18 protein-coding genes are annotated in these 18,227 nt (G+C 70.5%); 10 read left to right on the top strand and 8 right to left on the bottom strand.

What is annotated here, in order from left to right:
* Positions 1–77: 77 nt before the first annotated feature.
* The 4 genes from EDD90_RS33995 to EDD90_RS33980 all read right to left on the bottom strand — a co-directional run bounded on the left by EDD90_RS33995 (position 78) and on the right by EDD90_RS33980 (position 2,843).
* Positions 78–935, bottom strand: coding sequence for a fumarylacetoacetate hydrolase family protein (locus EDD90_RS33995; protein WP_123976704.1), 858 nt, complete (start codon positions 933–935; stop codon positions 78–80).
* A gap of 146 nt (positions 936–1,081) precedes the next feature.
* Entirely contained in the window at positions 1,082–1,825 is a 744-nt protein-coding gene (locus EDD90_RS33990; protein WP_123976703.1) for a membrane protein insertase YidC, read from the bottom strand.
* Positions 1,826–1,947: 122 nt separating this feature from the next.
* The gene (locus EDD90_RS33985) at positions 1,948–2,268 is read right to left on the bottom strand and encodes a DUF6412 domain-containing protein (protein WP_123976702.1); all 321 of its coding nucleotides are present in this window, start codon (positions 2,266–2,268) and stop codon (positions 1,948–1,950) included.
* Between the two features lie 38 nt (positions 2,269–2,306).
* Positions 2,307–2,843, bottom strand: coding sequence for a helix-turn-helix domain-containing protein (locus tag EDD90_RS33980; RefSeq protein ID WP_123976701.1), 537 nt, complete (start codon positions 2,841–2,843; stop codon positions 2,307–2,309).
* Between the two features lie 59 nt (positions 2,844–2,902).
* On the opposite strand from EDD90_RS33980, the gene EDD90_RS33975 reads away from it, so the two are divergent.
* The gene (locus EDD90_RS33975) at positions 2,903–4,309 is read left to right on the top strand and encodes an MFS transporter (RefSeq protein ID WP_123976700.1); all 1,407 of its coding nucleotides are present in this window, start codon (positions 2,903–2,905) and stop codon (positions 4,307–4,309) included.
* 455 nt (positions 4,310–4,764) lie between these two features.
* Here EDD90_RS33975 and EDD90_RS33970 read toward each other — a convergent pair whose 3' ends face one another.
* Positions 4,765–5,481 (bottom strand): FadR/GntR family transcriptional regulator, encoded by a 717-nt coding sequence (locus EDD90_RS33970; protein WP_260328286.1) that lies wholly within the window; start codon positions 5,479–5,481, stop codon positions 4,765–4,767.
* Between the two features lie 326 nt (positions 5,482–5,807).
* Between EDD90_RS33970 and EDD90_RS33965 the strand changes: the two genes are divergently transcribed.
* Genes EDD90_RS33965 through EDD90_RS33940 form a run of 6 tightly spaced genes read left to right on the top strand, consistent with a single transcriptional unit; the run spans position 5,808 to position 12,548 of the window.
* Positions 5,808–6,704 (top strand): proline iminopeptidase-family hydrolase, encoded by an 897-nt coding sequence (locus EDD90_RS33965; protein WP_123976699.1) that lies wholly within the window; start codon positions 5,808–5,810, stop codon positions 6,702–6,704.
* A gap of 31 nt (positions 6,705–6,735) precedes the next feature.
* Positions 6,736–8,475, top strand: coding sequence for an ABC transporter substrate-binding protein (locus EDD90_RS33960; protein WP_123976698.1), 1,740 nt, complete (start codon positions 6,736–6,738; stop codon positions 8,473–8,475).
* Positions 8,472–9,500 (top strand): ABC transporter permease, encoded by a 1,029-nt coding sequence (locus EDD90_RS33955; RefSeq protein WP_260328284.1) that lies wholly within the window; start codon positions 8,472–8,474, stop codon positions 9,498–9,500. Before EDD90_RS33960 ends, EDD90_RS33955 begins: the two co-directional genes overlap by 4 nt.
* Positions 9,501–9,503: 3 nt before the next feature.
* Positions 9,504–10,472 carry an ABC transporter permease gene (locus tag EDD90_RS33950; protein WP_123976697.1) on the top strand — a complete coding sequence of 323 codons (969 nt, stop codon included), beginning with the start codon at positions 9,504–9,506 and terminating at the stop codon, positions 10,470–10,472.
* Positions 10,465–11,541: an ABC transporter ATP-binding protein gene (locus EDD90_RS33945; protein ID WP_260328283.1), complete on the top strand. Its 1,077-nt coding sequence runs from the start codon at positions 10,465–10,467 to the stop codon at positions 11,539–11,541. The genes EDD90_RS33950 and EDD90_RS33945 overlap by 8 nt, the downstream gene beginning before the upstream one ends.
* Positions 11,538–12,548, top strand: coding sequence for an ABC transporter ATP-binding protein (locus EDD90_RS33940; protein WP_260328282.1), 1,011 nt, complete (start codon positions 11,538–11,540; stop codon positions 12,546–12,548). Before EDD90_RS33945 ends, EDD90_RS33940 begins: the two co-directional genes overlap by 4 nt.
* A 160-nt stretch (positions 12,549–12,708) precedes the next feature.
* Here EDD90_RS33940 and EDD90_RS33935 read toward each other — a convergent pair whose 3' ends face one another.
* A complete protein-coding gene (locus tag EDD90_RS33935) occupies positions 12,709–13,500 on the bottom strand; it encodes a class E sortase (RefSeq protein ID WP_123976696.1) in 792 nt (263 codons plus the stop codon).
* 261 nt (positions 13,501–13,761) lie between these two features.
* Here EDD90_RS33935 and EDD90_RS33930 point away from each other — a divergent pair, with 261 nt between their 5' ends.
* On the top strand, positions 13,762–15,234 hold the full coding sequence (locus tag EDD90_RS33930) for a beta-1,6-galactanase (RefSeq protein WP_123976695.1): 1,473 nt from the start codon (positions 13,762–13,764) through the stop codon (positions 15,232–15,234).
* Positions 15,235–15,309: 75 nt separating this feature from the next.
* On the opposite strand, the gene EDD90_RS33925 is transcribed toward EDD90_RS33930, so the two are convergent.
* Positions 15,310–15,684 carry a winged helix-turn-helix transcriptional regulator gene (locus EDD90_RS33925; protein ID WP_398926311.1) on the bottom strand — a complete coding sequence of 125 codons (375 nt, stop codon included), beginning with the start codon at positions 15,682–15,684 and terminating at the stop codon, positions 15,310–15,312.
* A 130-nt stretch (positions 15,685–15,814) separates the two neighbouring features.
* Between EDD90_RS33925 and EDD90_RS33920 the strand changes: the two genes are divergently transcribed.
* Positions 15,815–16,753: an NADP-dependent oxidoreductase gene (locus EDD90_RS33920; RefSeq protein WP_123976693.1), complete on the top strand. Its 939-nt coding sequence runs from the start codon at positions 15,815–15,817 to the stop codon at positions 16,751–16,753.
* 63 nt (positions 16,754–16,816) lie between these two features.
* Here the strand turns inward: EDD90_RS33920 and EDD90_RS33915 are convergent, their stop codons facing one another.
* Entirely contained in the window at positions 16,817–17,107 is a 291-nt protein-coding gene (locus tag EDD90_RS33915) for a DUF1905 domain-containing protein (protein WP_123976692.1), read from the bottom strand.
* A gap of 76 nt (positions 17,108–17,183) precedes the next feature.
* Between EDD90_RS33915 and EDD90_RS33910 the strand changes: the two genes are divergently transcribed.
* The gene (locus EDD90_RS33910) at positions 17,184–18,200 is read left to right on the top strand and encodes a hypothetical protein (protein WP_123976691.1); all 1,017 of its coding nucleotides are present in this window, start codon (positions 17,184–17,186) and stop codon (positions 18,198–18,200) included.
* Positions 18,201–18,227: the final 27 nt, after the last annotated feature.

The following is an 18,227-nucleotide window of genomic DNA, read 5'->3' as shown; positions in this document are numbered from 1 at the left end:
CCGCGCGGGCGCGACCAGCCACGGCCGGCCCGCGGACGACCGACTGGCGCAGTTCCCCGCCCCTCCCCGCGGAGCGCCTACGCGTCCTTGAACTCCTGTCGCTGCTTGCCAAGCCCCGCGATCTCCAGCTCCACCACGTCCCCGCCCCGCAGGAACGGCTTCGGCTCGGGCGCTCCCAGCGCGACCCCGGCCGGAGTCCCCGTGTTGATGACGTCACCCGGGTAGAGCACCATGAACTGGCTTACATAGCGCACGACTTCCGCGACGGGGAAGATCTGCTCGGCCGTGGTCCCGTCCTGCTTCAGCTCGCCGTTCACCCAGAGCTTCAGGGACAGTTCCTGCGGATCACCGACCTCGTCCGCCGTGACCAGCCACGGCCCCAGCGGATTGAACGTCTCGCAGTTCTTCCCCTTGTCCCAGGTCCCGCCCCGCTCGATCTGGAACTCCCGCTCGGACACGTCGTGCGCGACGGCGTACCCGGCGACATAGGCCAACGGGTCCTCGTCGTCGGCCACATAACGCGCCGTACGCCCGATGACGACGGCGAGCTCGACCTCCCAGTCGGTCTTCACGGACCCGCGGGGCACCAGCACCGTGTCGTTCGGCCCGACGACCGTGTCCGCGGCCTTGAAGAAGACGACCGGCTCGGCCGGCGGCTCGGCCCCCGTCTCGCGCGCGTGGTCGTGGTAGTTGAGCCCGATGCACACGATCTTGCCGATGCGCCCCAGCGGCGGCCCGATCCGCAGCCCGGTCGCGTCGAGCGCGGGCAGCTCCCCGGCTTCGGCGGCGGCACGGACCCGGCCGAGCGCAGCGTCGTCGGCGAGCAGCGCCCCGTCGATGTCGTCCACGACACCCGACAGGTCCCGCAGGGTTCCCTCGGCGTCGAGCAGCGCGGGCCGCTCCGCCCCCGCCGTACCGACTCGCAGCAGCTTCATGGTCGTCACCATCTCCCTTGATAGCGGGCGCCCGGCCGATGTGTGCAGCCATCGGAGGACTGGTCGATCCTCCAAGATGCGGGTGCAGCGGGCAAGAGCCTGTTCACGTACTGGACCGTAGTCGCGCCGCCTTCACCGGCACAGCCTCATCGATACAGCACCGCCCGCTCCACCGCGCTCCAGGCCGCACTGGTCACCACGTACAGCGCGGCCGCCAGCGGCACCACGGCCACGGTGACGAGCGTGAAGTAGGACATGTACGGCGCGAGTCTGGCGACCGCCCCCAGGCCCGGCACCTGCTGCTCCCCCTCACTCACCCCCGCCGTCCCCGTCACCGCCGGTGTCCCCGCCCCCATTCCCGTCCCCGTCCCCATCCGCTTGGTGCGACGGAAGTTGAAGGTGGCGACGACGGCGACCAGGGCGAACAGCGACAGATAGACCAGCCCGGCGCTCCCGAACGCCCCGTCGCCGAGGACGTCGGCCCACCGCCCGCCGAGCGGAGCCCCCAGCAGCTCATGGGAGAGCAGGCCGTTGTCATGGCCGCCGATCGTGGAGTTGGAGAACAGGTGGTAGAGGAGGAAGAACGCGGGCAGTTGCAGCAGCCCGGGCAGACAGCCGGACAACGGCGACACCTTTTCCTCCGCATGCAGCTCCAGCACCGCCTTCTGCAGGGCCTGCTGGTCCTTCCCGTGCTTCTTCCGCAGCTCGGCGATTCTCGGCTGGAGTGCGGCGCGGGCGCGCTGGCCGCGGGCGGCGGCGCGGGAGAGGGGATGCACGAGCAGTCGTACCAGCGCGGTGAACAGGACGATCGCGGCGGCGGCCGCCGAGGCGTGGAAGAGCGGCTGGAGCAGGTCGGCGAGATGCTCGACCAGGCCGGCGAAAACGGACATGGGAACGGACATGGGTGGGAGCCCTCCGAGGGGTCTCGTCGTGCCGTGGGCGAAGAGGTGGGACGGCATGACGACCCGCGCGGGGTCACCCGGACCGGATCGGATCCGATCGGCCGGGTGCCCTACGCGGTGGCCGCCTGGAGGGCGTGTCCGGGTGCTCGCGGGCGGCTGCGGCCCTTCGCGTCCGGGTCGCGTTGCGGCAGGAAGGCGGTACGCCGGGCCCGGTCGCGTATCGCCGTACGGACCCGGGTGGGCGGTACGGCGGGTGCGGAGCGGGCGGCGCGGAGGGCGCAGACGGCGAGGGCGGATCCGGCGGCGGCGGTCGCGGCGAGCGCGACGGTGGTGAAGAGGCTGCCGGAGTCGAGCAGCAGAAGGTCGAGGAGCAGGAGCAGCAGAAGGGCGGCGGGGCGCGAGGGCAAGGCCCAACGGCCGTTCACACGCATCGCCCGGCCCCCTCCGCTCACGCTCGCTGCCGCCTTAATTACACATGATCCGTTTCCAGCGGCTCCAGGAGCCTCTTGGGCTTGAGGAGCGCCCGGCTGACCGGATCGGCCGGGTCGGGATCGAGTCCCGGTCCCGGCGTAAGGAGAACGTCCGCGACGGGTACGACGGTTCCGCAGGCGGGACATTCGCCGTACGACCCGAGTTCCGTGCCGCACTCCGCGTGTCGGAAGTAGCGCAGCCGGCGGTCCATGAGGTGCTCGCGCCCCCAGACGGCGAGGGCACGCAGGGCGGGCCAGAGGGCGATCCCGCGGTCGGTGACGACGTACTCGTCCCGGGGCGGCGACTCCTGGTACCGGCGCTTCTCCAGGATCCCCGCCTCAGTGAGCGTCCTGAGGCGGGCCGACAGGACGGCGCGCGGGATGCCGAGGTGGACAAGGAAGTCGTTGTACCGCCGGACGCCGTAGAGCGCGTCGCGGACGACGAGCAGGGTCCACCGCTCGCCTACGACCTCCAGCGCGCTGGCGATCGAGCACTCCTGCGTCACGTAGTCCTTGCCCAGTGCCATGGAGTCCACCTTAGTCAGTTTCCCAGCCGTGGGTTCAATGAACGAACCAACGGTGCTACGGTACAACCATGACTAGGTTCAATGAAAGAACCCTCAAGCCTGCGGGCTCTTCGACCGTCACGGAACCGTCCCCCTCCCCCACCTCGAGCGGCCGCTCCACCCTTGCCCTGACCAGCGCCGCGACCGCCGTGGCCCTGATGACGTACACGGCCCCGGTGGTCACGCTCCCGGACACGGCCGCGGCCCTGCACACTCCCCTCTCCGCGCAGGCCTGGCTTCTGAACGGCACCCCGCTCGGCCTCGCCGCCCTCCTCCTGGTGGCGGGCAGCCTGGCCGACGACTACGGCCGCCGCCGCATCTTCGTCGCCGGCACCGTCGCCCTCGGCCTGACCACCGCCCTCGGCGGACTGACCGCCTCCACCTGGGCGTTCACCCTCGCCCGGGTGGCGCAGGGCGCGGCGAGCGCGGCGATCCTGGCGAGCAGCCTGGGCCTACTGGTGGCCGCGTACCCGAGCCCGCGCGGCCGGCTGCACGCGACGGGCGTGTGGGGCGCGTTCGTGAGCGGCGGCATCGCGGCCGGCCCCCTGGTCGCCGGGGCGATGCCCAACTGGCGGGTGGCGTACGCCGTACTGGGCGCGGCCGCGCTGGTCGTGGCGGGACTCTCCTTCCGCACGCTGACGGAGTCCCGCTCACCGCGGGGCGGCCGCCCGGACGTCGCGGGAGCCCTGGCCTTCGGCCTGGCGCTGGTGTCCCTGGTGGCGGCACTGACCCTGGGCCGGGACGGCTGGCTGCGGCCGCAGGTGGGCCTGCTGCTGGCGGCGACGGTGGTCCTGCTGGCGGTCTTCACCCTGATCGAGCGCCGCTTCTCGCCGACCCCGATGATCGACCTGGCCCTCCTCCGCAGCCCCCGCTTCCTGGGGTCCTCCACCGCCGGCCTCTTCACGGGCCTGACGGTGATAGGCCTGTTCAGCTTCCTGCCGGCGCTGCTCCAGCAGACGCTCGGGATGTCCGCGATGGACACGGCGTGGCTGTTCCTGCTCTGGTCCGGGCTGTCCTTCACGGTGGCGCTCCAGGCCAAGCGCCTGGCGGGCCGGGTCGCACCGCGCTGGCAACTGGCGGCCGGTTTCCTGCTGCACGCGGGCGGCGCGCTGACCATGCTGGGCGCGCTGGACGCGGGCTCGTGGCCGCGACTGCTGCCGGGTCTGATGCTGGGCGGGGTGGGCAGCGGCCTCCTCAACGCCGCACTACCGCTCCTCGCGGTCGAGTCGGTCCCCACCGCACGGGCGGCGATGGGTTCGGGCGCCCAGCAGACCTTCCGCTACATCGGCTCCTGCGCGGGCGTGGCCCTGACGATCGCCCTGGCCACATCCACCGGCGGCGGCCTGGCCCACGGGGCGGACGTGGCGATCGTGGTGTCGGCGGGGCTGGCGGCCATCGGGGCGGCGGGGGTGGTGGCGCTGCGGGAGCGCGGGTGACAGGTACCGCCGAAGGACCTCTCCGAAGGCCGGCACGGTGTCCGTGTGCGTACCCTGCGCATCGTCCGCCGCCACGGCACCGACCAGGCGGCGTTCTCCCCGCTCCCGGCTGCCCCGATCCCTGGCTGCGGCCCTGCGTGAGATCCGCGAACGACCGCTGTCACCCCGGCGTTTGCGCTCCGGCCCTCGCGTGATCAGACGCAAGATGTCCAACTGGAAGCTCAAACGCACCGAGCACCGAGCACTGCGATCCGGCCCAGCCGGACACTTCACGCGTGACGCCGGCCGGGCCGACCACACCCAGACCCACACGCCGGAAAACAACCTGAATCATTGGTATTGCATCCAGAGGTGTACGCAGGGGGCGGAAGCCGGAGATGTGCGCGCGGGGGCGCCAGGGCCTTCCGGGCATCCCGCCCCCTGCACCGCGCCTCCTTCCGCGCCTCGACCCGACCTCACCCCTCCTGTTCCGCCCTCACCCGAGCCAGCACCCCCCGGATCATCTCCGCGCTGATCATGAAGTGCTCCCGGGCGATCCCCTCCGCCCGTTCCGGCTCCCCCGCCGCGATCGCCTCATAGAGGGCGGTGTGCCCCTCGCCCGCCTGGTGGAAATGACTGCGCTCGCCCTTCCCCCATGGTTCGATCGGGAAGCCGAGGCTGATCCGGGTCAGCAGCTCGCGGCTGAGCTGGGCGACCTGGGGGTTGTGGGTGGCCTCGCAGATGGCGCGGTGGAAGGCGCTGTCGGCGGCCTGTTCCTCGCGGGGCGTGCTCGCGGAGAGATGCGCGGACAGGGCTTCCCGCATCGGTGCCAGATCCTCGGGCCGCCGGCGCCGGGCGGCCGTCGCGGCCACCATGCCCTCCACCAGCCCGCGCAGGTCGAAGAGCTGCTCGAACTCCTCCCAGCGGGGCAGCAGCGTCCGCCGGACCGCAGCCCCGGAAGACTCGCTCCAGCTGTCCCGCACGAACGCCCCGCCGTTGCGGCCCCGACGGATCTCGATGACCCCGAGGGCCTGGAGCCGCCCGACGGCCTCGCGCACGGTGGGGCGGCTGACATGCAGCAACCCGGTGAGCTCGCGCTCGGCCGGCAGCCGTTCGCCGGGCAGGAAGTCACCCACGGCGATCGCGGTGAGGAGCCGGTCGGCGACCTCGTCGACCGCCGAGGCCACCCGCACCGGGCGCAGCGCGGACGACGGGCTGCCGCCGAGGAGGACTCGGTCGATCAGGCGCGAGTACTCGTCACCGGCACCCGGAGACCCGGCTGCCTCAGGTGCCCCGGACGCTCCGGGTGATTGAGGTGCGGATGTCAGCTGTCCTCCCGAAAATCGTCGCCTCTGTAAACGCAGGCGAGCCACGTGAACCCGCTGTTACGTCTTGCCCTGACCCAACTAAAAGGTCTTGTGGGCTGACCTTTTCCACATCACTATCTCATCCATCCGTCACACCCCACCTATTTTCAGACAGCGGTCGGCTGATTCCGGCCGGTCTGGGAGGCTTCCCCGTGGCGATCCCCGAACCGAACCACACCGGAACCGTCGACTTCAACGGCTGTTCCACCTGGTACCGGATCACCGGCGAACCGGGCAGGACACCCCTGGTGGTCCTGCACGGCGGCCCCGGCGCCGGTCACTCCTACACGCTCAGCATCGCGGGCATCTCCCGGCAGGGCCGCCCCGTGATCCACTACGACCAGCTCGGCACCGGACGCTCCACCCATCTGCCCGCCAAGGGCGCCGACTTCTGGACCGTCCAGCTCTTCCTCGACGAGCTCGACACCCTGCTCAAGGAACTGGGCATCGCCGACGCCTACCACATCCTCGGCCAGTCCTGGGGCGGCATGCTCGCCGCCGAGCACGCGGTGCGCCGCCCACCCGGCCTGCGCGGCCTGGTCATCGCCAACTCCCCGGCGTCTATGGAGCTGTGGCTCAAGGCGGCGGCCGAACTGCGCGCCGAACTGCCGGAGGAGGTCCAGCGGACCCTGCTCGCCCATGAGGCGGCCGGAACCACGGACCACCCCGACTACCGGGCGGCCGAGCAGGTCTTCAACGAGCGCCATGTCTGCCGCCTGACCCCCAACCCGCCGGAAGTGCAGGCGACTTGGGACAACATCGAGGCCGACCCGACCGTGTACCACACCATGAACGGCCCGAACGAGTTCCACGTCGTCGGCACTCTCAAGGACTGGTCCGTCATCGACCGGCTGCACCTGATCGAGGCGCCGACCCTGCTGGTGTCGGGACGGTTCGACGAGGCCACTCCCGAGACCATCCACCCCTTCGCCGACCGCATCCCCGATGTGCGCTGGCACATGTTCGAGCATTCGAGCCACATGCCGCACGTCGAGGAGGAGGAGCTCTACCTCCGGGTCGTCGGCGAGTTCCTCGACTCCACCGACTGATCCCCGACCGAGACCGAGGGAGTTCCCCGCCATGCCTCGCAGCGCCCTGCCGCACCGCGCCAGACGCGGCGCGTTCGCCGCCGCCACCGTCGCGCTCGCCCTGACCGCCGCCGCCTGTTCCTCCTCCGACGACGGCTCCTCCTCGAACCCGAACGCCTCCTCCTCCGGCTCGGGGTCCACCGCCTTCCAGTCGCAGCACAAGGGCGGCACCCTGAAGCTCGTCTCCCACGCGGCGGCGGGCAGCTTCGACCCGCAGGTCAACTACACGCTCCAGTACTGGCAGTTGTACCAGTCGCTGTACGACGGACTGCTCGCCTTCAAAAAGGTCAACGGGCAGGAGTCCTTCACCGTCGTCCCCGACTTGGCCTCGGCCATGCCGAAGGTCAGCAACGCCGGCAAGACCTACACCTTCACGCTCCGCAAGGGCGTCACCTTCTCCAACGGCAAGGCCCTGTCCACCGACGACGTGGTGGCGTCCTTCGAACGGATCTTCAAGGTCGCCAGCCCCACCGCGGGCACCTTCTACAACGGCATCGTCGGCGCCGACGCCTGTCTGAAGACGCCCGCCTCCTGCACACTGCCCAAGGGCGTGATCGGCGACGCGAAGACCAACACGGTCACCATCAACCTGACCGCCGCCGACCCGGAGTTCGAGTACAAGCTGGCCGTCCCGCACGCCAGCATCGTGCCGAAGGACTCGCCCGCGAAGGACGCGGGCACCAAGCCGCTCCCGTCGACGGGCCCGTACATGGCGGCGTCGTACGACCCGAACCGGGCGCTCAAGCTCGTCCGCAACCCGCACTTCAAGGAGTGGTCGCGCGAGGCGCAGCCCCAGGGCTACCCGGATGCCGTCGACTACACCTTCGGCCAGACGGTCGAGTCGGAGGTGACCGCCGTCGAGAACGGCCAGGCGGACTGGATGTTCGACCCGCCGCCCGCCGACCGGCTCAACGAGATCGGCACCAAGTACGCCTCCCAGGCGCACGTGAACCCGCTGACCGCGTTCTGGTACGCGACGCTCAACGTCAACATGGCGCCGTTCAACAACAAGCTGGCGCGCCAGGCGATCAACTACGCCGTCGACCGGTCCGCGATCGTCCGGCTGTACGGCGGCACGAACCTCGCCTCCCCCGCGTGCACGATCCTGCCGCCAGGCTTCCCCGGGCACGTCGACCAGTGCGACTACACCAAGGGCGGCGGCACCACCTGGAAGGCCGCGGACCTCGCCAAGGCCAAGGAGCTGGTGAAGAAGTCCGGCACGGCCGGGCAGGAGGTCGGGATCGTCGTCCAGGACGACGACGTCAACAAGTCGATCGGGCAGTACCTCCAGAGCCTGCTCACCCAGCTCGGCTACAAGGCGACGCTCAAGCCGCTGTCGGCGAACATCCAGTTCACCTACATCCAGAACACCAAGAACAAGGTGCAGCTGGCCCTGACGTCCTGGTACCAGGACTATCCGGCGGCCTCCGACTTCCTCAACGTGCTGCTGTCCTGCGCCAGTTACCACCCCGGCAGCGACTCAAGCATCAACATCTCCGGGTTCTGCGACAAGGGCATCGACGCGAAGATGCAGACGGCGATCAAGACCGCGCAGACCGACCGGACGAGCGCGAACAAGCAGTGGGGCGCCATCGACCAGCAGATCATGGGCGAGTCGCCGGTGGTCCCGCTGATCAACCCGAAGATGATCGACTTCACGTCGACCCGAGTGGGCGACTACCAGTTCAGCAAGCAGTTCTACATGCTGGTCGGGCAACTGTGGGTGAAGTGACCCACACGGTGACCACTGCCCCGTCGACCGGGGCCCGGCGCTCGCCGGGCCCCTGGCGGACGGCCGCCTCCGACCTGCTGCGCAACAGGTCGGCGCTGGCCGCCGCCGCGGTCCTGCTCCTCGTCGTGCTGGCGACTGTGTGCGCACCGCTGTACGCGAACCACCTCGCCCACACCGACCCGTTCCAGTCCGATGTCTCCGGCACCACGGTCGTCGACGGCAAAAGGGTGCCGGTGCTCACCCCGAGCAGCACCGGCCTCGGCCTCGGCGTCACGCCCATCGGCCCGACCTGGGACCCCGCCCACTACTTCCTCGGCGCCGACAACCAGGGCCGCGACGTCATGGCCCGCCTCCTGTACGGAGGCCGGACGAGCCTGTTCATCGGGGTGACGGCGGCCCTGCTGACCTGCGCCCTCGGGACGGCCGTAGGAGTGGTCGCCGGGTACACGGGCGGCGTCGTGGACTCCGTCATCTCCCGGATCCTGGACGTCATCTGGGCTTTCCCGGTGTACCTGCTGGCCATCTGCCTGTCGGTGGTCCTCCTCACCAACGGCCTCAAGCTGGGCCCCGTCACCGTGGAGGCCGGAAGCCTCTGGCTGCCGATCACGATCATCGCGGCGATCTACGTGCCGTACATCGCGCGGCCGTTGCGCGGTCAGGTGCTGGTGCTGCGCAACAAGGAGTACATCCAGGCGGCCATCGGCTCCGGCGCCCCCACCCTGCGCATCCTGCGCCGCGAGGTGCTGCCGAACGTCGTACCCACGGCCATCGTCTTCGTGCCCCTGATGACCGCGCTGGCCATGCTGACCGAGTCGGCGCTGTCCTTCCTGTCGGTGGGCGTCCAGCCGCCCGACGCCAGTTGGGGCACGATCATCCAGGACGGTCTGGGGCTGCTCTACACCCGCCCCGCCGTGACCATCGCCCCCGGTCTGCTGATCGCGCTGACCACGGCCGCGCTCAACGTCCTCGGTGACGGCGTCCGCGACGCCCTCGACCCGAGCGCCCGGCTGCGCGGAGGGATGTGACCCATGCTCGTCTTCGCCCTCAAACGCTTCGGCTCGGCCCTGCTGGTGATGTTCGCGATCAGTGTGCTGGTGTTCCTGATCTTCTTCGCCACCCCGGGCGTCGACCCGGCGGCCCGGATCGCGGGCCGCAACGCCGACGCGGCCACCCTCGCCCAGGTGCGGCACTCCTTCGGCCTCGACCGGCCGCTGCCCGTCCGCTATCTGCTGATGATGCGGCACCTGCTGATCGACCGGGACCTGGAGTCGTTCGTCAACCGCGGCTCCAAGGTGATCCCGCAGATCGTGCAGGCCACCCCGGTCACCCTGTCCCTGGTCATGGGCGCGGCCCTGATCTGGATGACGGCCGGGATCCTCATGGGCACGGCGGCGGCGACCCTGCGCGGCAAGGCCGCCGACCCGCTGATCATGCTGGTCGGTGTCGTCGGCGTCTCCCTGCCGGCCTACTGGCTCGGCGAGGTCGTCAACCTCCTCACCCAGAAGCAGTTCCACGACTCCCTCTTCTCCTGGGTGCCGCCGCCCGGCTACGTCGGCCTGGGCCAGAACCCCGGCCAGTGGGCGCTGCACATGCTCTTCCCCTGGCTGACCCTCGCCCTGCTGTACGCCGGGATCTACGCCCGGCTGCTGCGCGGCGAGGTCGTCACCGCGCTGGGCGAGGACTACGTCCGCACGGCCCGCGCCAAGGGCCTCTCGGAACGGCGGATCCTGCTCCGGCACGCGCTGCGCTGCTCCCTGATCCCGATCGTGTCGCTGTTCGGCCTGGACTTCGGCGCGCTCGTCGGCGGGGCAGCGCTGCTGACCGAGGTGGTCTTCGGATTGCCCGGCATCGGCAAGCTCACCTACGACGCCCTCCAGAACCTCGACCTGCCGGTGATCATGGGGACCGTGCTGTACGCGGCGTTCTTCGTGGTCCTCGCCAACGCCCTGGTGGACATCCTGTACGCGCGACTCGACCCGAGGGCCCGCCATGCCTGAACCCCTTCTGGACGTACGTGACTTGAGGGTGCGGTTCCGCACCCGCCAAGGCCTGGTCACCGCCGTCGACGGGCTCTCCTTCTCCGTCGCGCCCGGCGAGGTCCTGGGCGTGGTGGGCGAGTCGGGCTCGGGCAAGAGCGTGTCGATGCTGGCCGTGCTGCGGCTGCTGACCAACCCGAACGTCACCGTGTCGGGCGAAGTCCGCTTCCGGGGGCGGGACCTGCTGACCCTGCCCGACAAGGAGATGCGGGCGGTGCGCGGCCGGGAGATCGCCATGGTCTTCCAGGACCCGATGACAGCGCTGACACCCGTCTACACCGTGGGCTGGCAGATCGCCGAGCAGATCCGGGCCCACGAGCGGATCTCCCGCAAGGAGGCCGAGACCCGAGCGGTACGGCTGCTTTCCGACGTCGGCATCCCCGACGCGGCCTCCAGGGTGCACGCCTACCCGCACGAGTTCTCCGGCGGCATGCGCCAGCGCGCGGTCATCGCGATGGCCCTCTCCTGCGATCCCGCGCTGCTGATCGCCGACGAACCGACCACGGCGCTGGACGTCACCGTCCAGGCGCAGATCCTCGACCTGATGCGGGAGTTGAACACCCAGGGTTCGGCGATGGTCCTCATCACCCACGACATGGGCGTGGTCTCGCAGATCGCCGACCGGGTCCTCGTCTTGTACGGCGGCCGGGCCGCCGAGGAGGGCCCCAGGCGGGCGGTGTTCCACGGCCCGCGGCACCCGTACACCTGGGGCCTGCTGGACTCGGTGCCCCGCGTGGGCGGTCCCCGGCTGCGGCGGCTGCCCACCATCGCGGGCGTGCCGGTCTCACCCGGGGCCCTTCCGGAGGGCTGCGCGTTCGCCCCCCGCTGCCGGCTGCGCCACGACCGGTGCGCGGAGCGGCCCGTGCTGACCCCCGGCGACGTCGCCTCGCACCTGGACGCGTGCTGGCTCCCGCCGGACGACCGCGCGGGACTGCGGCTGACCGCACGGGCGGCCGGCGGAGAACAGAGCGGGGAGCACGGCGAGAAGCAGAGCGAGAAGCAGGGCAGGGACACGGAGGTGGCGTCGTGACGACAGCACAGGACGGTACGGCCGTCCCCACGGACGAGGTGCTGCTGCGCGCCACGGACGTCACCAAGCACTACCCTCTGCGGGGAGCGCGCCGGGTCCTGCGCGCCGTCGACGGGGTCTCCCTGGAGGTGCGCGGCGGCGAGACCCTCGGTGTCGTCGGCGAGTCGGGCTGCGGCAAGTCCACGCTGGGCCGCTGCCTGGTCCGGCTCACCGAACTCACCGGCGGCCGGGTCGAGTTCGGCGGGCAGGACATCTCGACCCTCTCCACGCGCCGCCTGCGCCCGGTACGGCCGGGCATGCAGCTGGTCTTCCAGGACCCGCAGGCCTCCCTCAACCCCCGCCGCCGCGCCGGGGACATCGTCGCCGAGCCGCTGCTCGTGCACCGGTACGGGGACGCGGGCGCGGTGCGCCGGCGGGTCGCCGAGCTCTTCGACGTCGTAGGGCTGGCGGCGGCCCATCTGGACCGGTATCCGCACGAGTTCTCCGGCGGCCAGCGCCAGCGCATCGGCATCGCGCGCGCCCTGGCCACCAACCCGAGGCTGATCGTCGCCGACGAACCGGTGTCCGCGCTCGACGTGTCGATCCAGGCCCAGGTGCTGAACCTGTTCGCCGACCTCCAGGAGGAGTTCGCCCTCACCTACGTCTTCATCGCGCACGACCTCGGAGTCGTACGGCACGTGTCGGACCGGATCGCCGTCATGTACCTCGGCGAGATCGTCGAACTCGCCGAGACGGAGGCGCTGTACACGGCCCCGGCGCACCCGTACACCCAGGCCCTGCTGTCGGCGGTCCCGGACATCGACGACGGCACGCTCGCGGACGACGGGCCGCCCCGGGAGCGGATCGTCCTGACCGGGGAGGTGCCCAACCCGGCGGACAAGCCCACGGGTTGCCCGTTCCGCACCCGCTGCCCCTACGCGCGGGAGCGGTGCGCGACGGAACGCCCGCGGCTCGCACCGGGCGCCTCCGGCCGCCAGGTCGCCTGCCACTTCCCGCTGGCCGGTTGAACAGAGCGGCAGAACGACGGATGGCCCGGGATCGAGGTCCCGGGCCATCCGTTCTCTCGTCGGGCGAACCGTCCGACCTGGTGGTCGCCCGCCGACTGCCGGGGCACAGATCGGCAAGTGCTTCGGGACCTCGGCCGCGGCACTCCGCGTCCCTGCCGCCCTACGCCCGCGGCCGCATCGACACCAGCTTCCCCCACACCGCCATCCGGTACCGCGAGGTGAACTCGGGCGTGCAGGTGGTGAGGGTGATGTAGTAGCCCGGCTCCTTGTACCCGTACGACGGCTTCACGATCGAGCGCGGTACGGCCTGGACGACCCCGGAGTCCCGGGACGACGTCTGCGGCAGGATCTGGTCCACGACGTAGGTGTACGTCGCCGACCTGGTCTCGACCTCGATCGTGTCCTTGCGCTTGAGGCGGGGCAGGTAGCGGAACGGCTCGCCGTGGGTGTTGCGGTGCCCGGCGAGCGCGAAGTTCCCGGCCTGGCCCGGCTGCTGGGTGCCGGGGTAGTGGCCGACGTACCCGTGGTTGAGCACGTCCGGCTTGCTGACCCCCTCAGCGATCGGGACGCGCAGCCCGAGCCGCGGGATGATCAGGATGGCGTACGCCTGGGAGGCGACGACCCGGGTGGTGTACGACGTCTGCTGCCGGCCGGTGCCGGAACGGCTGGACGACGATGAACCGGTCGCACCGGAGCCACCTTTGGCTCCACTGCCGGAGTTCCCTGCGTTCCCGGAGTCCGTGGAGCCCCCGGACTCCCCCCACTCCCGCTCCAGCGCCTCCACCTTCCGCTCGGCCCCCTGCTTCGCCTCCCGGTTGGTCCACCACAGCTGGTGCACGACGAGGAGCATGAGCACCAAGCCCACGGTGACGAGGAGTTCGCCCCCGGTCCACACCACCCGCCGTCGCCGCGCCCGCCTTCGCCGGTCACCGTGCCCCACGACCCGCCGCATCGCGCACCTCCCGCCGACCCACAACAGGCCCACAGCCGGCCCGCACGATAAGGCGACCGCCGCCAAGTCACCAGAGCCATAGGGCTTCCTGTCACAGCCCCTCCCCACGATCACTTCCTCCACGGGTTTTAGAAACCGCTGTCACAACCCTCGACAACCCCACACGCCACACCTGATGCTTCGTGTTGGCATGCGGGGGGACGAGTCGACGCCGGTCCGGGAACCGGTGTTTGAGCCGCACGGAGAGGTTGAGAAACAGCCATGATCCGACGCAGAACACTCCTGGCCGCCGCGGGAGGCGGCCTCCTGGGCAGCGCCCTGGCCACCGGCACGGCCCGCGCCGACGCGACGATCGCCGTCAGCCCGTCGACGTCGTGGGGCACCTGGGAGGGCTGGGGTACGTCCCTCGCCTGGTGGGGCAACGTCTTCGGTACCCGGGACGACTTCGCCGACATCTTCTTCACCACCAAGTCGACGACGTACAACAGCACTTCGCTCCCCGGCCTGGGCCTGAACATCGCCCGCTACAACCTGGGCGCGTCCAGCTGGAACACCGTGAACGGCGAGAGCATGGTGGCCTCCGCCAACATCCCCGCGTTCAAGCAGATCGAGGGCTACTGGCAGGACTGGAACAACGAGGACCCCACCTCCTCGGCCTGGGACTGGACGGCGGACGCGACGCAGCGCGCGATGCTGGTCAAGGCGGTGAACCGCGGCGCAACGGCCGAACTGTTCGCCAACTCGCCCATGTGGTGGATGTGCCTCAACCACAACCCGTCCGGCGCCTCCGACGGCGGCAACAACCTCCAGTCCTGGAACTACCGCCAGCACGCCTCCCACCTCGCGTCGGTCGCGCTGTACGCCAAGAACAACTGGGGCGTGAACTTCGCGACGGTGGAGGCCTTCAACGAGCCCTCGTCCTCCTGGTGGACCGCGACCGGCACCCAGGAGGGCTGCCACATGGACGCGACGGTCCAGTCGGCCGTACTCCCCTACCTCCGTGGCGAGTTGAACAGCCGAGGCCTGACCAGCACGAAGATCTCGGCATCGGACGAGACCAGTTACGACCTGGCCCGCACCACCTGGAGCTCGTTCTCGTCCACCACGAAGGGCTATGTGGACCGCGTCAACGTCCACGGCTACCAGGGCTCGGGCGGCCGCCGCGACCTGCTCTACACGGACGTCGTGACGACGGCCGGCAAGGCCCTGTGGAACTCCGAGACCGGCGACAACGACGGCACCGGCTACACCATGGCCTTCAACCTCCTCTACGACTTCCGCTGGCTGCACCCCACCGCCTGGGTCTACTGGCAGGTCATGGACCCGTCCACGAACTGGGCGATGATCGCGTACGACGCGAGCACGCTGGCGGCGGGCGCGGTCACCACGAAGTACTACGTCATGGCGCAGTTCAGCCGCCACATCCGCCCGGGGATGAAGATCCTCGACACGGGCGTGAGCAACGCCGTTGCCGCGTACGACTCCTCGGCGAAGCGCCTGGTGATAGTCGCCCTGAACACGGCCACGTCCGCCCAGACCTTCACCTTCAACCTGTCCGGTTTCACCACGGTGACCGGCGGCTCCGGCGGCCTGGTCCCGCGCTGGAACACGGTGACGACGGGCGGGGACGCGTACAAGTCGTACTCGGACACCTACCTGTCCGGGAAGACGGTGGCGGTCTCCTTCCCCGCGAAGTCGGTCCAGACACTGCAGATCGACGGCGTGACGATCTAGTGCCGCATCAGAGAACCCCTGCCCTGTAGCGACGTGACGCGCTGTTCGGATGCCGGTCCGGGCAGCGCGGTGTCGTCAGGTCCCAGGGGGTTGGCGGGCGGCGCGCTCGTCGAATTCCTCCCGTGCGGCCTGGATAGCGGCGATGTTCGCCTGCGACCAGTCGGTGATGCTCTGCAACAGCCCGCCCACCTCCTGGCCCAGCTCGGTCAGTCGGTACTCCACACACGGCGGCACGGTCGCGTACACACTGCGGGTCAGCAGTCCCTCGCGCTCCAGCGCGCGCAGGGTCTGCGTCAGGACCTTCGACGTCACGCCGTCCAACCGGCGGCGCAGCTCGGCGAACCGCATGGGCCGGCCGTCCTCCAGCGCCACCAGCACCAGCATGGTCCACTTGCTGGCGATCAGCTCCAGCACGGCACGGGTGGGGCAGTCGCGTAGAAAGACGTCCACGCCACCGTGTTTCCTCAGGTCGAAGCCGGTATCCATGAGGAACCTGAATATCAGATAAGTGCCTTCTTCCGTGGGGTTATCGGTCGGGATGACCATGGAACGCACCGCGACCCACTGCCGAGGAGTCCTGATGTCCGCCCGCATGCATGCCATCGTCCAGTCCGCGTTCGGCGGTCCGGAGGTGCTCACCTACGCCGAGACCGACGTGCCCGAGCCCGGGCCCGGGGAGGTGCTGCTGCGGGTCGCCGGTGCCGGAGTCAATCCGGGCGACGCGGTTCTCCGGGCCGGCCGAGTGCCGGAGCTGGTCACCCTGCCGTGGACGCCCGGCAACGACGTGGCCGGCGTCGTCGAGCGAGTCGGCGAGGGCGTGACGCGGTTCGTGCCGGGAGACGAGGTGTACGGCATGCTGGCGGTCACCCGCCGCGGCGCCTACGCCGAGTTCGCTGCCGCGCCCGCCGACGCCTTGGCTCCCGCGCCCAGGAACCTCGACCTGGTGCACGCGGGTGCCGTACCCCTGGCCGCGTTCACCGCTTGGCAGGCGCTGGTTGTGCTTGCGCGGCTGCAGCCCGGCGACCGAGTGCTGATCCATGCGGCGGCGGGCGGCGTCGGTCACGTCGCGGTGCAACTGGCCAAGGAGCTCGGGGCACACGTCATCGGCACCGCGCGGGCGGCCAACCATGACTTCCTGCACGGGCTGGGCGCCGACGAACTCGTCGACTACACGGCCACCGACTTCCGGACCGCCGTGGCCCCCGTGGACACGGTCCTGGATCTGGTCGGCGGCTCGTACGGGCCGAGTTCCCTCGACGTGCTGCGGCCGGGCGGTCTGCTCATCGGCGCCTCGATCGATCCGGGAACCGATGAGCAGCAGGCCGTAGCCCGGGGCCTGCGCTACGTCTGGGTCACCGCCGAGCCCTCCGGGGAGGTGCTGGAGCGGATCACCGAGCGCATCGAGGCGGGCCGGCTGCGCGTCACGGTCCAACGTACGTACCCACTGGCCGAAGCCGCCGCGGCCCACCGCGCGATCGAGGAGAAGCGCACCACCGGCAAGATCGTCCTTGTGCCGTGACCAGCGCTGGAAACGACCAGCGGAGGCAGGGGAAGGGATACGGCTCCCGCCGTATCCCTTCCCCTACTGCAGCCGAACCCTCATCTCCACCCGCACCTCGTCCCCCGCCACCAACCCCTGCGGCTTGCGCACCGCGCTCTTGAGCGGCAGCAGGTACCCGCCGTCCTTGGGAAACAGGGAGGTCTCGAAGACCACCCCACCCACCGTCGCCTCGACGGGAATGACCCCCCACCCGTACGAGGCCATCGCTGCAACGGCCCGAATCTCCTCGGACTCCTCCTCGGGCACGGGCACGAAGTAGTAGGGAGCGGGCCCCCGCCACTCCACCACACGCCCACCGAACTCGAACTCCACGGAACGACTCCCCTCTCATCGACTGCCCCCTATCTCTATCTCTCGTTTGTCACCGCCGGGCAGTACGGTGTCGTTCATGCGCCCCGACACGCCTGCCGAGAACGTCGACCACACCGCCGAAGCGGCACGCCTGGAGCGGACCGCCGCCCTCTACCCCGAGGACGCCGAGGCCCTTCTCCTCCAGGCCGCGGCCCACCTCGAACTGGCCGACGCCCGCCCCGCCGCGACCGCGCTCTACGACCGACTGCTCTCCACACCGGACAAGCTGGAGAACGCGCCTCTGGTCCGCGCCCTGAAGGCGTCGAACCTGTGGGAGTACGACCACGAGGCAGAGGCACGCGCGATCATCGACGGTCTCCGAACCACCGCCCCACGCGACCCGGCCCCCTGGGTGATCATCGCCGAGTCCCTGGAGTCCCACGACGAACTCGAGGCGGCGCACGACACGTTCACGGAGGCGGCGACGCTCCTCCTGACGGACGTCCCGGAACCCCCCTACGCCACGCATCCGGTGCTGTTCGGCCGCCACCGGGTCCGCCGCATGCTGGGCCTCCCCCACGACGACTGGGACGCCCGCGCCGACACCCTCCACTCGTCCTCGGTCTCCCTGGACGAACTCCACGACCCGAAGCGCGTCTGGTCCCTGGGATCCGACAACCCGGCGGAGCTGGAGGCGGAGATCTCCCGCCTCCAGGCAGAACTGGGCGCCTACCGCGAGGCCCTCTCCCGCCCGTTCCCGGTGGCGGTCCTGCACTGGCCGGCGGCCGAACTGACGGAACTCCTGTCGGCGTACCCGGACCTGGCGACGGAGTACCCGTCCCATCCCGACCACCTCGCGACCATAGAGTCCTCGCTCCGCGAGCTGTCGGCCTCCGGCACGCCGAACCTGGGAATCGTGACGGGCACGGTCCCGTCGTACGAGGCGTTCGCGGCGTCGGAGAGCTCGTCCCCGGGGGACCCGACCCTGCTGCCGCAGTATGCGACGACGTTGGCTGCGCGGGGGCGGGCGGTGGCTTGGCCTCCGCAGCGGAGCGCGGATTGCTGGTGCGGCCAGGACCAGCCATACGACGCGTGTCACGGGGCGGCACTATAGGGGGAGTGAACGTGTCGCAGCGAAGCA

Origin of the sequence: Streptomyces sp. Ag109_O5-1 (assembly GCF_003814875.1) — a bacterium.
Lineage (GTDB): Bacteria > Actinomycetota > Actinomycetes > Streptomycetales > Streptomycetaceae > Streptomyces > Streptomyces sasae.
Note: the sequence above shows the minus strand (reverse complement) of the source record. Positions and strands in the feature narration are given on the sequence as shown.

Excerpts from the sequence above, each read along its gene's own strand:
- EDD90_RS33995 (WP_123976704.1), bottom strand. The coding sequence starts at position 935 with ATGAAGCTGCTGCGAGTCGGTACGGCGGGGGCGGAGCGGCCCGCGCTG.
- EDD90_RS33990 (WP_123976703.1), bottom strand. The coding sequence starts at position 1,825 with ATGTCCGTTTTCGCCGGCCTGGTCGAGCATCTCGCCGACCTGCTCCAG.
- EDD90_RS33985 (WP_123976702.1), bottom strand. The coding sequence starts at position 2,268 with ATGCGTGTGAACGGCCGTTGGGCCTTGCCCTCGCGCCCCGCCGCCCTT.
- EDD90_RS33975 (WP_123976700.1), top strand. The coding sequence starts at position 2,903 with ATGACTAGGTTCAATGAAAGAACCCTCAAGCCTGCGGGCTCTTCGACC.
- EDD90_RS33960 (WP_123976698.1), top strand. The coding sequence starts at position 6,736 with ATGCCTCGCAGCGCCCTGCCGCACCGCGCCAGACGCGGCGCGTTCGCC.
- EDD90_RS33950 (WP_123976697.1), top strand. The coding sequence starts at position 9,504 with ATGCTCGTCTTCGCCCTCAAACGCTTCGGCTCGGCCCTGCTGGTGATG.
- EDD90_RS33945 (WP_260328283.1), top strand. The coding sequence starts at position 10,465 with ATGCCTGAACCCCTTCTGGACGTACGTGACTTGAGGGTGCGGTTCCGC.
- EDD90_RS33935 (WP_123976696.1), bottom strand. The coding sequence starts at position 13,500 with ATGCGGCGGGTCGTGGGGCACGGTGACCGGCGAAGGCGGGCGCGGCGA.
- EDD90_RS33930 (WP_123976695.1), top strand. The coding sequence starts at position 13,762 with ATGATCCGACGCAGAACACTCCTGGCCGCCGCGGGAGGCGGCCTCCTG.
- EDD90_RS33920 (WP_123976693.1), top strand. The coding sequence starts at position 15,815 with ATGTCCGCCCGCATGCATGCCATCGTCCAGTCCGCGTTCGGCGGTCCG.
- EDD90_RS33910 (WP_123976691.1), top strand. The coding sequence starts at position 17,184 with ATGCGCCCCGACACGCCTGCCGAGAACGTCGACCACACCGCCGAAGCG.